At 62.5% G+C, this 13,888-nt stretch carries 25 protein-coding genes; 5 read left to right on the forward strand and 20 right to left on the reverse strand.

All coding sequences use genetic code 11. The features are described from left to right. Positions 1-23: 23 nt before the first annotated feature. The 4 genes from K323_RS26770 to K323_RS0116525 all read right to left on the reverse strand — a co-directional run bounded on the left by K323_RS26770 (position 24) and on the right by K323_RS0116525 (position 2,910). Positions 24-1,652, reverse strand: a complete 1,629-nt coding sequence (locus K323_RS26770; RefSeq protein WP_022886370.1) for a terminase — start codon at positions 1,650-1,652, stop codon at positions 24-26. Between the two features lie 12 nt (positions 1,653-1,664). Continuing rightward, positions 1,665-2,006 carry a hypothetical protein gene (locus K323_RS0116515; RefSeq protein ID WP_157509472.1) on the reverse strand — a complete coding sequence of 114 codons (342 nt, stop codon included), beginning with the start codon at positions 2,004-2,006 and terminating at the stop codon, positions 1,665-1,667. A gap of 183 nt (positions 2,007-2,189) precedes the next feature. Continuing rightward, the gene (locus K323_RS30270; RefSeq protein WP_022886372.1) at positions 2,190-2,351 is read right to left on the reverse strand and encodes a hypothetical protein; all 162 of its coding nucleotides are present in this window, start codon (positions 2,349-2,351) and stop codon (positions 2,190-2,192) included. Positions 2,352-2,592: 241 nt separating this feature from the next. After that, on the reverse strand, positions 2,593-2,910 hold the full coding sequence (locus K323_RS0116525; RefSeq protein ID WP_022886373.1) for a hypothetical protein: 318 nt from the start codon (positions 2,908-2,910) through the stop codon (positions 2,593-2,595). Between the two features lie 84 nt (positions 2,911-2,994). Between K323_RS0116525 and K323_RS26775 the strand changes: the two genes are divergently transcribed. The 3 genes from K323_RS26775 (at position 2,995) to K323_RS0116540 (ending at position 3,981) form a co-directional block, all read left to right on the forward strand. Continuing rightward, positions 2,995-3,237 carry a DUF2188 domain-containing protein gene (locus K323_RS26775; RefSeq protein ID WP_022886374.1) on the forward strand — a complete coding sequence of 81 codons (243 nt, stop codon included), beginning with the start codon at positions 2,995-2,997 and terminating at the stop codon, positions 3,235-3,237. Between the two features lie 68 nt (positions 3,238-3,305). Continuing rightward, entirely contained in the window at positions 3,306-3,584 is a 279-nt protein-coding gene (locus K323_RS0116535; RefSeq protein WP_022886375.1) for a hypothetical protein, read from the forward strand. A 196-nt stretch (positions 3,585-3,780) separates the two neighbouring features. Continuing rightward, the gene (locus K323_RS0116540) at positions 3,781-3,981 is read left to right on the forward strand and encodes a YegP family protein (RefSeq protein WP_022886376.1); all 201 of its coding nucleotides are present in this window, start codon (positions 3,781-3,783) and stop codon (positions 3,979-3,981) included. Between the two features lie 198 nt (positions 3,982-4,179). Here K323_RS0116540 and K323_RS0116545 read toward each other — a convergent pair whose 3' ends face one another. Beyond that, positions 4,180-4,434 (reverse strand): hypothetical protein, encoded by a 255-nt coding sequence (locus K323_RS0116545; RefSeq protein WP_022886377.1) that lies wholly within the window; start codon positions 4,432-4,434, stop codon positions 4,180-4,182. A gap of 13 nt (positions 4,435-4,447) precedes the next feature. Between K323_RS0116545 and K323_RS0116550 the strand changes: the two genes are divergently transcribed. Further along, positions 4,448-4,900 (forward strand): hypothetical protein, encoded by a 453-nt coding sequence (locus K323_RS0116550; protein WP_022886378.1) that lies wholly within the window; start codon positions 4,448-4,450, stop codon positions 4,898-4,900. Between the two features lie 23 nt (positions 4,901-4,923). Here the strand turns inward: K323_RS0116550 and K323_RS0116555 are convergent, their stop codons facing one another. The 15 genes from K323_RS0116555 to K323_RS0116625 form a co-directional block, all read right to left on the reverse strand. Further along, positions 4,924-5,610 (reverse strand): hypothetical protein, encoded by a 687-nt coding sequence (locus K323_RS0116555; RefSeq protein WP_022886379.1) that lies wholly within the window; start codon positions 5,608-5,610, stop codon positions 4,924-4,926. Next, positions 5,603-5,746: a hypothetical protein gene (locus K323_RS29870; RefSeq protein ID WP_022886380.1), complete on the reverse strand. Its 144-nt coding sequence runs from the start codon at positions 5,744-5,746 to the stop codon at positions 5,603-5,605. The genes K323_RS0116555 and K323_RS29870 overlap by 8 nt, the downstream gene beginning before the upstream one ends. After that, positions 5,743-6,126 carry a hypothetical protein gene (locus K323_RS0116565; protein ID WP_022886381.1) on the reverse strand — a complete coding sequence of 128 codons (384 nt, stop codon included), beginning with the start codon at positions 6,124-6,126 and terminating at the stop codon, positions 5,743-5,745. The genes K323_RS29870 and K323_RS0116565 overlap by 4 nt, the downstream gene beginning before the upstream one ends. Next, positions 6,123-6,539, reverse strand: a complete 417-nt coding sequence (locus K323_RS0116570; RefSeq protein ID WP_022886382.1) for a hypothetical protein — start codon at positions 6,537-6,539, stop codon at positions 6,123-6,125. The genes K323_RS0116565 and K323_RS0116570 overlap by 4 nt, the downstream gene beginning before the upstream one ends. Further along, a complete protein-coding gene (locus tag K323_RS0116575; RefSeq protein WP_022886383.1) occupies positions 6,539-6,901 on the reverse strand; it encodes a hypothetical protein in 363 nt (120 codons plus the stop codon). The genes K323_RS0116570 and K323_RS0116575 overlap by 1 nt, the downstream gene beginning before the upstream one ends. Continuing rightward, positions 6,894-7,430: a hypothetical protein gene (locus K323_RS0116580; RefSeq protein WP_022886384.1), complete on the reverse strand. Its 537-nt coding sequence runs from the start codon at positions 7,428-7,430 to the stop codon at positions 6,894-6,896. The genes K323_RS0116575 and K323_RS0116580 overlap by 8 nt, the downstream gene beginning before the upstream one ends. Then, positions 7,427-8,095: a hypothetical protein gene (locus K323_RS0116585; RefSeq protein ID WP_022886385.1), complete on the reverse strand. Its 669-nt coding sequence runs from the start codon at positions 8,093-8,095 to the stop codon at positions 7,427-7,429. Before K323_RS0116585 ends, K323_RS0116580 begins: the two co-directional genes overlap by 4 nt. Continuing rightward, complete coding sequence (locus tag K323_RS0116590; RefSeq protein ID WP_157509473.1) at positions 8,092-8,427, reverse strand: hypothetical protein; 336 nt, start codon at positions 8,425-8,427, stop codon at positions 8,092-8,094. Before K323_RS0116590 ends, K323_RS0116585 begins: the two co-directional genes overlap by 4 nt. Beyond that, positions 8,420-8,686, reverse strand: a complete 267-nt coding sequence (locus K323_RS0116595; RefSeq protein WP_157509474.1) for a hypothetical protein — start codon at positions 8,684-8,686, stop codon at positions 8,420-8,422. Before K323_RS0116595 ends, K323_RS0116590 begins: the two co-directional genes overlap by 8 nt. A gap of 38 nt (positions 8,687-8,724) precedes the next feature. Beyond that, positions 8,725-9,900: an AAA family ATPase gene (locus K323_RS29035; RefSeq protein WP_022886388.1), complete on the reverse strand. Its 1,176-nt coding sequence runs from the start codon at positions 9,898-9,900 to the stop codon at positions 8,725-8,727. Positions 9,901-10,017: 117 nt separating this feature from the next. Then, complete coding sequence (locus K323_RS0116605; protein ID WP_157509475.1) at positions 10,018-10,848, reverse strand: hypothetical protein; 831 nt, start codon at positions 10,846-10,848, stop codon at positions 10,018-10,020. 143 nt (positions 10,849-10,991) lie between these two features. Next, positions 10,992-11,387, reverse strand: coding sequence for a hypothetical protein (locus K323_RS26785; protein WP_022886390.1), 396 nt, complete (start codon positions 11,385-11,387; stop codon positions 10,992-10,994). Positions 11,388-11,389: 2 nt separating this feature from the next. Then, positions 11,390-12,463: a hypothetical protein gene (locus K323_RS0116615; protein WP_022886391.1), complete on the reverse strand. Its 1,074-nt coding sequence runs from the start codon at positions 12,461-12,463 to the stop codon at positions 11,390-11,392. Then, on the reverse strand, positions 12,460-12,717 hold the full coding sequence (locus tag K323_RS0116620) for a hypothetical protein (RefSeq protein WP_022886392.1): 258 nt from the start codon (positions 12,715-12,717) through the stop codon (positions 12,460-12,462). The genes K323_RS0116615 and K323_RS0116620 overlap by 4 nt, the downstream gene beginning before the upstream one ends. Then, a complete protein-coding gene (locus K323_RS0116625; protein ID WP_157509476.1) occupies positions 12,714-13,367 on the reverse strand; it encodes a hypothetical protein in 654 nt (217 codons plus the stop codon). The genes K323_RS0116620 and K323_RS0116625 overlap by 4 nt, the downstream gene beginning before the upstream one ends. A 48-nt stretch (positions 13,368-13,415) precedes the next feature. Between K323_RS0116625 and K323_RS0116630 the strand changes: the two genes are divergently transcribed. After that, on the forward strand, positions 13,416-13,868 hold the full coding sequence (locus K323_RS0116630) for a hypothetical protein (protein WP_022886394.1): 453 nt from the start codon (positions 13,416-13,418) through the stop codon (positions 13,866-13,868). Positions 13,869-13,888 lie beyond the last annotated feature (20 nt).

Consider the following 13,888-nt stretch of genomic DNA (forward strand, 5'->3'; position numbering starts at 1 on the left):
TGAAACCTTCTCTCAGAATTGCGCTAGAACCCCACAACCGCGAGGTTCACATCGGACGGCGACACGTCGTCACGGGTGACGAGCTCGGCTTGCGGGGGCGGTGGCGGAGTCGGTTCCTGCGGGGCCGGCTCGAGTACTTCGAGCCCATAGAGTGCGTTCGACTCAGCAACAAGCCCGCTGATATCGACAGGCAATGACTTCTCCCGATGCCACGCCTTGTTCTCCGCGTACGACATGACCACGGCACCTTCAACAGCCAGATCAACATCCGGCTGCTCGATGATGACCAAGCCCTTATCGCGAACTCTGTCTTTGGTGCGTCCCGTCGCAAGGGCGAAAGTTCCACCGTCGATGGCATGCACGACCAGGCCGAGTTTCCTCAACGGTTCGATCAGGTCGACCGCAGGCACGCCACGGCCTTGAATGACGACCTCCTTGTGCCCCGACTTCTCGGCGAGGTCCGCCATGTAGTCAGGCACCCACAGCACGCCGGCACGCTTCACGCGCACCGTCACGAACGGGCGGCCATCCTCAGTGGAGACAGCTGCAGAGATCCACGACGTCGAACGGTCCGAGGACACGTCCACGCCCCACACTGTGCGGGAACCCTTCGGGATCCGGACGGAGCTGATCGGGACGTGCAAGTCCTTCCAGTCATTGACGTTGATGAAAGAATCAACCTTCGACGTCACCCACTGGCAGAGGACCTCGGTCCGGTACCCGGCATCCGTCATGCCGCGAATGTCAGCGAGGGCCGAAGCAACAGTCATTGACCCATAGCCGATAGACGGGTTCGCCTGCAGGATGCCGTCGACGTCGTCCTTGTCGCAGCCCTCCGGCGCCGACCACTCGAACAGCGCGAGTGACATGTCGCGGCCGTTGGCGAAGTCCTCCGCCGAAGCGAGCCCGGACTCTACGTACGCTTTCCACTCGTTGATGTCAGCAATGCCAGCGTCACGCTGCTGCCGAAGCACCACAGCACTCATGTCGCCAGCGTTCGACAAGCCGATGAGCATGCCGCTCCAGAACGCCTTCATCGTCTGCGAAACCGCGTTCCAGGCCTTCCAGTCCTTCTGCTCACGCATCTCGTCCATCAGGACGCGCGCCGCAGGCTTGCCTCGGGCGTTCTTCGCGGCGCGGATCTCGTAGTGAGCTCGTGACCGCGCGGTGATCGCGATCGATCCGTTCGCGTCCCTGACTTTCGCGGTCGCGTCACGCAGCGCCGGAATGGCGAGGACAGCTTCTTCCACGGTCTCCGGGTCCGGGTCGCACCACATCTTGACCGCAGTCCACGGCTCCTTCGCGATGTCGAGGTTCTGCGCGACACCGACGACCTTGAACTTCAGCGGCGGCACCCGGTCAGGATGCCGAGCCGAGTCCACCCACAGCCACCAGGCGGCGAGCACCGACGCAAGCGTCGTCTTTCCCTGCTGCCGAGCGACGAGAACGATCACGCGACGGAACCGATACTGCCCATCCTCGAGCAGCTCGAGCGCGTGAATGAGGAGCCAGCACTGCCAGGGATACAACTCCACGCCGAGGATGTCGCGCGCGAAGTCGATGACCTCGAAGCCGAGGGACGTTTCCGGCGTCAGCTCACGCAGAGGACGCGTCCACAGCCGAGGCTCCGTGCGGCCGAACTGTTTCAGCATCCGAGCCTCCGACTACGCGATACCGCGCTCCTCCTTGAACCGAGCCAGATCATTCGGCACCACCGGCACATCGTCGTCATCGACCTCAGCGCCAGCCGCCGCGACAGCAGCCCGCTGCGCGGACGATTCCGAGGACCCCTGAACGCGACCGCCAGTCCCCGCAAGCACCCGCCGCAAATCCTTCGTCGCCGACAAATACGCCAGACGCGTCCGCGCCCCGCCACCCTCATCGAGTTCCTTCGCGAGATCCCGCAACAGCTCCACCAGCAGCGCCTCCTCAGGCACATGCACCAGCCCTGTAGCTCGCAGCATCCGCGTCAACGCACTCCGATGCCTACGATTCGCAGCAGCCATCTCCGAACCTCCAGGGGTGGGGTGAAAAACGCGACTCAAACCCGGGGAGAGAGGACCACTCAGGCGGGGAGTGGTCCGTGGTGTCTGATGTTGCTGGATTTTCTGACGGTCGGGGTGGGTGAGGCGATACTCTGACTGGACGATCGCCGATGATTGGAGGCTTCGATGCCGCGGTTCTATGAGTCAGACGGTTCTTACGAGAACGTGAACGAGATCGCTGATCGCAACGGGTTGATCTGGGATGGTCACTACGGTTCCCCGTATGGCGTTGAGGAGCTCATCGAGCGTGGCCGACTCGATGCGCATAAGGGTGAGGTCGACAGGTTCGATCGGTTGTTCGATCACACCATGCGGTTGCGTCCTCGTGGGTCAGGAGCGCGTAAGCCTGTACTGGCGATTAGCTCTCCGTATGTTGATGATGACGAGGGCCTTCGGAGCATGGTCTTGGAGTTCTGCGATTTGTTTGGTTTGGCTGCTCGAGTGAACGATCCGAGTTACAGGACATATCGGGTGGAGACGACGGTACCTATCGTGTTTTGGCGACCTGACTTGCACCACTTGGTGTGACCCTCGCAGGTTGCTGGGATCACCACCAGTCAGGTACTGCGTCTCCTAGACCCAGGCTTGGTGCGTTCTTCCCTCGCGCCTGGTTGCACAGCGTGTGACTGTGCCTGAAGTTGGTGGGGTCTTCTTGTAGCTCCGGGTAGTCGTCAACGGAGAAGAAGTGGTCGAGGTTGTGACTGGCTGGTGTGCTGCCTGGGTCGGCGTCGTAGTCGATGCCTTCTTTGCACAGCCAGCAGTCTGCGTCGACGTCGCCAGCAGTGTTGAGGAGCTTTCCTTGCTCGAAAAATTCGTCCCGCAGTTTGTGCATGCGGCGTGTGTTGGTGCGTACGCGTGACGCCATAACGGGTGGCCTTTCGATCCCCGGCCCTATCCTCTGCCGCAAGTAGTGTTCGCTGCAGATCCATCAGGAAGGGAGGTGATAGATATGGCAGGAAACAAGAATCGCGCCGACGTCTCCGGCAACCGGAAAGACGGGTACAAGGCGACGCAGCAGGGCAAGCCAACGATAAAGGCCCCGACGCAAGGGGCAGTCGAAGCGAAAGCCAAGGCGCAGGTCGAGAAGGCCGGCGGCGGTCAGGTGTACATCCACCGGCCGAACGGGCAGATCCGTGACGCAGACACGGTGGCGAAGGGCAACGAGTCCAAGGCGAAGGACACGAAGCACTAACAGGGATGGGAGTGCTCAGCGCGAACTGGGCACTCCCGGACCGGCTGATGCGTCGGTAGGGTGGCGGCATGAGATCCAAGGACGAACGCAAAGCCGACTTCGAACGCCGTGAAGCCGAACGGAAAGCGAAGCTCGCGGCTAAGACCGAGGCGCGCCGGGTGAAGGCTGCAGCTGGTGATGCGCGGCGTGCGGTGAAGTTAGGCAAGTGGGATACCAGGAAGCGTGCCATTGATGCGTCTGCGCAGATGGATGTGTATCTGGATCAGCAGCGGCGCCTGAAGGCCGGTGAGGTGATCCCTGCGGAGGATGTGGTGGGGTTGCCGCAGCGGGTGCCGTACACGTACTAAGAGGTTGCCACTCGCCCATTGGTGAACGTGTGCGATCCTCCGACCGGCATCGCGGAATGTGCACGCGGTGCCGGCGGTCGGGTCGACCTTGATCGGTTGGGCTGGCGAGTGACAAGTATTGGTTATGCCCGAACTGGGCACAGACAGTGCGACGGCTCGATCGGTACGCTCGTTGGCACCATCAACGAGGACGGGAATGAGCATGGCAATTGAGTACCAGATCCGAAAGAGCACGAGCGCAACCCAGCCGTACTACTGGCGGATCGTCGAGACGGGGAATAGCTCTGTGCTCGCCACCAGTGAGACCTATGTGCAGAAGCAGAGCGCAGTGAGCGCCGCCTACTTAGCAAAGAATGGCAGCGCGTCAGGGGACATCATGGACTACACCGGCTCGTAGACCGGTGATGGGCGAGGCCCCTGGAATTGCGCTCCCAGCGGAGCCTCGCCCGGTGACCGTTTCTGCCCGACACACGGAGGTCAATCCGTTACCCGGGCCGAAGGGCGGCCACAAGGCTTAACGATAAAAGCCCCGATGAATTCTCATCGAGGCGTGATTGTCGCTAGCGCCATGCTACTACAGGGTGGTGCACACGCGTCATTCCGCGGTTGTCGGCGTGGCGCGGGTTGCTTTGTGTCGGAGGATCGTTTCTCGGTATTGCGCGAGGAGCTCGTCGACGTGGATGTAATTAGTGCCAAGGATCCGGTACACGCGAAGGCCGTTCCGCGCGTACCGGTCGATGGTGGAACGGGTCTTCTTGATGCGTTGTGCTGCCTGGACTTTCGTTAGGTAGTTGCTGCGGTGCTCGAGGAAGTCAAGGGTTGTGCCACGATCAATCATCGTCGTTCGCATCTAGGCTTTGGTTATGAAAGGCACTCGACTCGTCACTTTTCGCATCAACCGCAGCGACCTCGCTCAGGCCCTCACGCTCGTCGAGGGTGGCCTTGAGGCACGAGATACGTCGAAAGACTGGAGTGACTCGCTTCCCGAACACCTCGCGGTCGTCCAGTACTCGGCATGGTACGGACCAGAAACCGACGTCATCAGCTATGCCGAACAACTCACTTCGCAAGCCACTCAAAACCTGCGGACGGCTGGGCTCTGGTTCGAGTCTGTCGGCAGTGGCGTAGTCGCTGGGGGCGGCGCTGGGTACTCGAAGTACATCGTGCGTAGCCCGGGATCGACGGACCCTCGAGAAAGCATGAGCTTCATGGCAATGGATGAGGCAGATTTTCATCGCCAGTACGATCTCTTCTTCAGCCATATTCCACTTGGCGAGATGGAAGTCGAAGTCATCCATCCAAAATACGACGATTGACGAATCGGGCTGGGAAATAATACTCATGCCAGCCAGTCCAGAATACGCGAATACGACTGCCCCGGAACCTCATAACCGCAATGCGAGCAGGACACACTCACGTCGTGGACATCCTCGGAGAACCATACGGCACTGACCGTTTCGAGGTCGCACACTGGGCACGGACGCGGGTACACGTCCCGTGGTCGACGCGGCGCTGTCGGGTATTTGCCCCGGAGTCTCCACAGCAGCCCCGTCACGTCGCTTTCGTACTCTTCCGCGCCCGGGAACCCATGGATGCGTTCTGCGTGTGTCAGCAGCCACATTGTTTGCAGGCGGATAAGCATGTGCGCGCCCTCCGGAGTCGTCCCTGCGCGGAACCCCAGCACCGGCGCATCCGCATAGCCGGCGGACGGGTGAGAGTCGTAGAAGTTCCTCGACGCGATCGCAGCGGTCGATGGCGGATCTACTTCCAGCACGCGTGCCCAGTAGGTGACCCATTCGACCAGCTGCCCGTACACCGCATCAGAGTCATCGGTTGCTGTGAGGCGCATCGGTGACACGTACTCGGCGAGGACTTCCCCGCGCTCCGTGTGATCGATGAGTGACCGGACGTAGAGGATCAGGTCTGGTGCTTCTCTGAGCGCGCTGAGCGCCCTGCGGTGACGGATGCGGGCGAGTTTCTGCTCCTCGGTCTCTTCGACCTCTTGGGGGATGTCGAGCTCAACCACGTTTCTTGACCTTTCCGTATCGGATGACCTCGTAGCCGGATCGGATGATGATCGCGACGACGAGGAGTGCGAGGAGCACGCCGACGATGACGAGGCACCAGGTGAGCGCCCAGAGGAGGAATTCCCACGGCGTCATCGGGAACCTCCACCCATAGGGACGGGCAGCGCGCCACGGCGATCGATGTACTCACACCACGCGACAGCGACAGCCGCAACCTGCACAAGCTCGGTGCGAAGCTTGATCGCATCACTCTCAGCCAACGCCTCGAAGACCTCTTCCAACAGGATCGAGGCCATGCTCGCACCGCCGTGGCGCGACTCGACATCGGTTTGATTCGTCGCCCGATACGCCAGCTGGAAGGCGGGAGTACCAGAGTAGATCGGCCCCATTTCGCGCAGGGGACGCACGCTCGCCCCGGTGCCGTCGTAGCTCATCGATTGGTCACCCCACTTCGCGTCCTGACGGTCGCGCTCGTCCTGCACATCCTGCAAGACCTTGCCTGTTGTGGCGCTCATGACTGGCTCCTGTTCTGTTGGTCTGGGGTGGGTGCAACTGAGATGGTGAACGACTCCCTACGACCGTGATAGTCGTCCCAACGCGGTGACAACCAGTGCGCCCACATCTCCGCGAGCGCGTCTTCGTCGACTTCTGGAGCGTCAGGATCAGAGTCGCCCCCGTAGTGCACCGTGCAGCCCGGGAGTGCCGCGACGAGCGCAATGATTGCCGTATGGATCTCCGGCCAAGGACCCCGCTCGTAACCAGGGCCGTAGTAGCGTGCGCCGTTCATGTCGACGTCGATCCGGTCGGGGTCCCACGACGTGCGGCCAAGGGTGCCGCGGATCTCCCGCTCTTCGAAGAAGCGGTTCGCGACCTCGATCTCCGCATCCGTCACGGTGCCCATCGCGTAAAGATTCACATCGACACCCATCACTCGCTCCTGTCTGGGGTGTGCACAACGATCAGCACGCTTCCCTCTGCGTCCCGAGCGATCTCGTACGACTGCCAGCGACGCTCTGGGTTTCCGCCCATCACCGTCCAATCGCCGTGTGCTGTCTTGCAGGCAACCACTGGCGCGTTTGCGAGACTACGATTCGGGCCGAGGTCGAGGATCACGCTCCCGACCGGCAACGCGTCCAGCTCTTCCACCGTCGAGATCGTCTGCGGCCGCTTCACCGCTTCCAACCAGCGGTCGAATCGCTCTACGCTGATCGTGCGCGGTTCGCCCAGCCTGTTCCGCTCGAAGGTGCACGCCTGGCGTATCACGTCCGTCGTCGGTGTCCACTCAGCCATTGCTCTGCTCTCCTGTCTTGCGGTCGGCCAGGGTGACGTGCTCTTCGGCGATTCTGCGTTTGTCTTCCCGCCACTCCGGATTGTGTCGGGAATCGAGAAACAGAAACTTCTCCCCACACGAACACTCGAACGCGCCCGTGAGGTATCGCGCACTGGGGCTCGCTGACCATGGCGGAATCTGCTTGATCGTGTGTCGGGCTTCCAGTGCTTTGGTGGGAGAGGTGGAGAGGATGTCATCAAGCGGGCACCACTCGCATTCGTCGGTGCATTCGGCTGGCTGATCCTCGGTCGCCTCGTAAACCTCGTGCGCTTGCTTCTCGTCGCGCCACTCACGCACCAGCTCGATCACCGCCTCAAGCTCGGCCACCTGTGCCAGTGCGGCGTCACGCTCCGCGCGTGCAGCCTTGAGCGCACTCGCCATTCGCACCACTACGCCCTCGGATGGCACGCCCTCATGTTCGACGCCCACAGTGTTGGCCTGCACCTTGATGCACACCTCAAGGTCCACCAGATCTCCCCAGTCACTCATGATCGGGAACCTCCACCCAGAGCAGCAGCCAATGCAGCACGGGCATCGCCACGCCACATGTCGGCCCTGCTCGGGTCCTCGCGCACCATCTCGTCCCAGGTGTATTCGCCGTCACTGATGCTTGGCGGCTCAAACATCACCCGCGCCGCCCTCTCGACCATGTCGTCGGTGACCGCCCCCGTTACCGGCTGTGCGCCCTGGTCGATCAGGAACTTTCCGATCGCCCAGAACTCGCAGCGCTCCCACTCGCATCCGTCGTAGATCAGGTTCCCCGACTGGGCATGCCAGCGTGCGTGAGCATCCGCCAAGTCGCTCGGGGCGATGATGGTATTCGGCTCAGGCGTTACCGGCTGTGCGGCAAGGTGGGCGATTATGGCGTTGGCCTCTTCCTGACATGCTTTGCACCACGACTCCCCGGCGCATGACCCACACGCCTGAAAGTCAGCAATGAACTCGATCAGCGCCTCCCGATCAATGGTCACCGGCTCCGCTTTCGCGGCCTGCCACTCGACTCCAGCCACGAACGCCTCATTGGCGTGTTCCTCATAGCCATACGGGTCCGACTGTGCCTCTCCGGTCGGACTGAATGGGTCGTCCACGATTTGATTGCGCGGGTAGCGCTGATTGGCCTCGGCCTGTGCCGCCTCCCGCTGTTCGTCACTCATGACTGCCACTCCTGTCCGGGCTGAGTCGTCTCCCACGGAGCCGCATTCGCATCCTGCTGCTGCGGAGCCCGCACCACCTCCGACACCACCTGCCCCCGACTCAGCTGCATGTCGAAATACACCCTGCCCTCCTTCTCCGTCCGCTTCGCCGACAACTGCCCGTAAAACCGTGCCCGGTCCCCCACATTCAGCCCGTGCCCATCGCCCAGCCACACCGTGAAGAAGCTCTTGAACTCCTGCCCGTTATCCCCAGTGATGACCTCCTCGATCGACACGCCCTTGCCGCCCACCAGTCGCTTCACCGTTGCCTCATTCGTACGTGCCTCAGCCAATGCCCTGCTCCTTCACAATCGTCATGTCCTGGTCAAACCCGCTCGGCGTCGCCGAGAGTCGCTCGCGCAGTTCGGCGAACGACACAGTCGCACCGGCGAACGCGGCCGCACGGTCCTCCGCCTCGATACGGTCAGCCTCAGCCGCCGCAGCGAGCAGCTCCTCGCCAAGCTGCCGGGCCTCCTCCGTCGTGTAATACGACGTCTTCCGCCGCTGCCACAACGTCACCCCGTACTCGTCATTCACCTCAACACGCGCCATATCAACCTCCGCCCTAATTGCCATTTCCCTCATCCCTCCTAGAACGCGGCCGTGGGAGTCCACGGCCAATCCGAAATCCCCCGCGAAATCCGCGACGGCCACTTCCGCTCATCCCTGTCACCACGCCACCGCACCAACTGAAAAGCATTCGACGACCTCGCCTGCTTATCCGGACGCAACCCCAAACCGAACTCCGGCCACCCCATCAACGCCGCCGACCCCCGCGGCCGAAGATCCCGCTCCCCAACGCCAGGGTGCCCATGCCCCGCGTGAGCCTCAATCACCATCGCCAAACCCCGGTCGCGCAGCGTGTCCAAAGCCGCCAAGAGCGGCGCCGCATCATCATCGTTGTTAATCGCCCGCGGAATCAGCCTGTACAGCGGGCCGATGAACAACACATCCGGTTTGAGCTCGTCGACCATCGAATGCACCTCCCCCAAATCCGAGTCCTTCGACAAATCCAGGCGCGGCGTACAAGCCAGGTGCACAGCATCCGCAGGATTCACACGCCCATGCATCGCCGCCTTCGACACCATCGGCCTCACCGCGCGACGCCACTGCCTCTCCGTGTTCTCCGTATCCACCACCAGCACCCGCGCCGGCTTCATCTTGAAAAACGTGAACGGATGAATGCCGGCCGCCGTCATGAGCGCCAACTGCCGCACGAGTGTGCTCTTGCCTGACCCTTCTCCGCCCGTAAGGATCAGACGGTCCTGCCGCTCGAGCAGACCATCAACAACCCAGTCGTACTCGTCGTTATCGTCGAGCAGCACCTCGCCGAGAGTCTTCGGCAGCAGATGCCGTTTCGACGCCGCCAGTTGCAAGCCCTTCAGTCCCTCGGTGGCCTGGGCGATCGCCACGCCAGGATCCAGTGTCGTGACCATCCGTGACGCGACGATCTGCAACCCGCGACGCAGCGACCCCTCACGGACTTTTGCCGCGTACGAGCCGACCGATGACGCCGTGGGAACCTCTCCCATCCAGGTGTGCAGGTCGACGACGTCGACACCGGGAACCTCCCACCCGGGCAGCTTCCCCGACACCGTGATGACATCCACCGGTTCATGCGCGGCGCCCATCGACAGGATGCCGGCGAAGATCGCACCCAACGCCTGGTCCTCGAAGTCACCGGGCCCGACCTGCTCAACAGCGAACCGCAGCACACGAGAGTCGAGGAGCACCGCGGCGATCACTGCTTGCTCTGGAGTGATCATCGGCGCATCCACTCGGTGCCGTCAACCTGAGCCTCATTCGCCCGAGCCCAGATATGCGCCGGCAACACCCATGCCGTCGACTCCCGCCAATGCAACGTCAGCGCTTCCTTCGCGCGGTCAAAGTCCAGCGAGCCGATGGACAGGTGCCAGGCCTCCACCATCTCCGGCGTCACCGTCCGGTTGTCCACTGCGCTCGCCAACACCAATAGCGTTGCGATCTCTGACTTCTTCAATTTCCGCCTCCTGATACTGGGCGACGACCGGGAGATTCCGGGCGAACGCCGATTGCTTTCCTGCTTGCTTGTCGCGCTCCGCGAGCGCTTGCAACTTCATCCGCGAGAACTGCTTCCGCAACGTGTCCATCGACCGCACATTGGCCTGCCAGAACTCATTGGCCGTCGCCCAACGAATAAGCCACTCGATCTGAGCCGCGGAGTACCCGTCGAGCCTCATCAGCCGCTCGCACGACGCCCACCAGGTCTTGCCAACGACGCCAACCTTGTGACCGTTTCCCCGCACGAGTTCGGCGAGCAACTCACACAATCGCTTCACCTCATCGCTAAAAGACTCAACGTCGGACGCTTCAGCGTCGGACGAAGAAGTTTTGTTAACTGGGCTGGGTAGGGAAGGGCTAGGAAGGGTAGGGAAGGGACGGTGTGACTCCCCCGGGGACTCCCCTACATGTCCACCGGGGACACCCTCGGGGACAGGCACCGAAGTTTCGCCCACGTGATCAGCATTTCCCTCGAACTGACCGGCATTGTTGCGCCGCCAACGCGCCTTCTTCTCCCGCTCTCGCTCCCGTTTCGCCTCAACGTCAGCGCGTGACTGCTGATAGGCCTTCCAGTCGTGAAACTGGTATCCCTTCGCGGTCTCACGCCAGAGACCCGCATCAACGAGGATCTGTGCTCCGGATGCGTCGGCACCCCATTCCTCGATCATGAACACGGGCACGGCACCGTCAGTCAGGTGTTTTCCACACCAGCTCCCTGCGAGTGTCCAGAGCCCGATCGCCTGGAGGCGTTGCGCTCGCGGGATGCCGAGAACCTTCGGGCTTGTGCTCAGCCCGTCGTCTACGTTGAACCACACCATTACGCTGCCAGCTCCAGTTCCCATTGCTCGCCATACACATCAGCCATCATTCGTTTCGCCGCCACTTCCGTCGTCGGCACCCGGCTCCCATCCGGCAGCAGCACCGACCAGGAGCGTTCCAGCGGGAACCACACCGGCACCCGCCCGGGGTCCTTCACCCACTTCTTGACCTTCCAGCCCCGCAACAGTGCGACCGTCTGCAGCCCGTGCTCGTACGCCTCATTGCAGAACGCGCAAGAGGTGAGACCGTCGACGATCACAGGCCGGTGAATGGTGCCGCCCATGCCAACCGCACGCCGGTGCTGGAACGTCAACGGGGACGTTGCGCCGCATGACACGCAGCGGTAGCCGTCTCGTTTGTACGTGCCTTTGCGTACGGTGGCGGTTGGCTCCATGGTCAGGCCTGCTTCGCGTTGACGATTGACTGCTCAAGCTCGGACAGTTCATAGCCCCAGCCCTGCAAACGCTGCATGTGGGCGGCGGTGATGCCCTGCTGCCAACCCTTGCGGTCGAACTCCATGCCGCCTTCAACGTGACCCAGTGCCACGGCCAGTGCGATGTGCAACGCGCGGTGCGGCTGCGCCAACAGTTGAGCCTTCACAGCGTCGTGCGGGTACTCTCCGTACTCCAGCTGGAGGAGCGTGTGCTGCATCTTCTGCTGGGTCGGCGTCGTACCCGGCGCATTCTGGGTGACGTGCTCACCCAGCACGACCTCGAACACGGGGACACCGGTCGCATCGACGTGCACCTCGAACCCATCACCACGGACGAGCGTCACGGTCACGCTCCGCACATCCTCGGCAGGCTGCTTCTTCGCTTTCTCCACGTCGAGCTCCAACGTCAGCGACACCACCTGGTCCTGCGCGAACCGCAGCATCTGCCCCAGCTCGCTTATCCGATCCAGCTGCTGCGCCATGTCGTCGACCTCGGCATCTGTGTAGCCGAGCGACTTCAGATCGATAACCTCCTCGACGACCGGTGAAAGAACTGGCACATCAACTGAGGCTTCATCTGCCACCGCCTCTGGCTCGTCGAGCAGTCCCAACGCCACCTCGCCCAGCTCGTCACCAAGCGCCTCGAACGCAGCGACACAATCCGTGTGACGGCAACCCTTCTCGTAGTGACTCGCAGCACCATGACGCCCACGAACCAGCGCCACCTTCCCCGACGCAGCAGCCTTATCCGCCACCGGAACGACCGCAACCGCCACCACACCCACCGTGTCGGCCTTCGCAGCCCTCGCGCGCTTCGCCGGCTTACCCGCCGCCTCAGCCGCAACGATCTCCGCCGGCGTCATCCCCCGGTCAACCATCTTCTGGAACGCATAGTCACCCCGGTACCGCGTCTCAGCCTTCCGGCACGACAGACCCAACTCAGTGTTGGCCGGGCATGCACCGCCCTTGCAACCCAGCTCGTAGCCTTCCTTCGTCCCGTGCGGGAACCCGTCCTCGAACAAATCCATGCCGCTCATTTCCCTGCTCCTTCTGCCTTGATTGCTTCGAGGACGTCGACCAGGTCGGTCGCATCCGTTGCCTTGATCTGTCTGCCGGGGAACACCGCGACGAACCCGCGCGCCCGAATATTGACGACGGCGACCAACGACCAGTCGGCCTTTGTGACGATCCGGAAGTTGCCCGGCCGGTCGAGGTTGATCGCCAGTTCGAACCCGGCCTGCTCCACCAGGTCGCGGACCTTCCGCTCCGTCGCATCCGTCGCCGCGCTCACGACGCTTCCCCCGAGTGCAATTGCGCGAACCTCACTGCCTTCCTCCGCGACTTGAACTCGCGCCAAGTGCCTTCGAGCTCACCGGATCCGTTCCGCAGCGACACCCACCACCTGCCGCTGTCTTTGAACACGAACCAGCGCCACGACGACGCAAGGGACTTCTCCGCTTGCGCGAGTTCCTGCTCGAGGCGCACAGCCGTCGCACGCGCCCGGTCACGCTCACCACGGAGCTGCTCCGCGACCGTCTCCCACAGCACCGTGGCAGCGGCCGTATTGCCCTCCAGTGACCGCAGCTCGCCACGCAGCCGCTTCTCCGCAGCCTGAGCGTCGACCATCTGAAACCACACATCCGTTGTCCGCAGCAGCGCCTCCGTGGCCTCCTGCATCGACAGCGGCGACGAGCTGGCCAAGTCGGCCGCATTCTTCACAACAGTGCGTCCGCGTTCGACGTCACGACGCAGCTCGTCACGCTCCGCCATCACCTCACTGATCGTCACCTCAGCCCACGTCGGCGCCGGCTCAGCAGCCAAACCCGCCAAGATCTCCTGCAACACCTCCAGCACCTCGCCGTTGCGCCAATGCAACGCGTTCAACTGCTCCGTGTCGAAGTTGTCGATCGACTTCGCGATGTAACCAACAACGTCTGCCACACCCTCCAGCCCGGCGCTCACAACGCACGCTCCGATAGAGTCACGCCTATGGACAGCGGATGGTCAGTCATAATCGGAGCCGCGATTGCGTTGATCGGCGCGTTCCTCGGCGCGTGGGCGCAGTCGCTTTTCACAGCACGCGCCCAGTCGGCACAGGCGCGCCGGCAACTGCGCACCGAAGCAATCCGTGAAGTCACGATCAGCCTCGTCGAGTTGGAGGCAGCAATCCGGGAGGGTGAGCCACGTCTGGAAGCAGCTTCCAATCGTATGAACGGCGCAGTCATCGCTCTCGGCCTCTCACTCAAGAGAGGCGAAAGGGGCGCACTCACATTTGTGCAAAACGCTTTCGAGCACCTGATGAGTCGGAACTGCCCCGAACCAGCCCATGTCCTTGACATCGTCTCGCTCACACTTCTCGGGTGGAATCGAGGAGGGCTGAAGCTAAAGGACTTCGCACACCAGGACCTCGATGACTTCAAACCACCCCGCATGCGAGATTGAAGGGCAACCACTCGGGTCGA

Source organism: Glaciibacter superstes DSM 21135 (genome assembly GCF_000421145.1).
Classification (GTDB): Bacteria; Actinomycetota; Actinomycetes; order Actinomycetales; family Microbacteriaceae; genus Cryobacterium; species Cryobacterium superstes.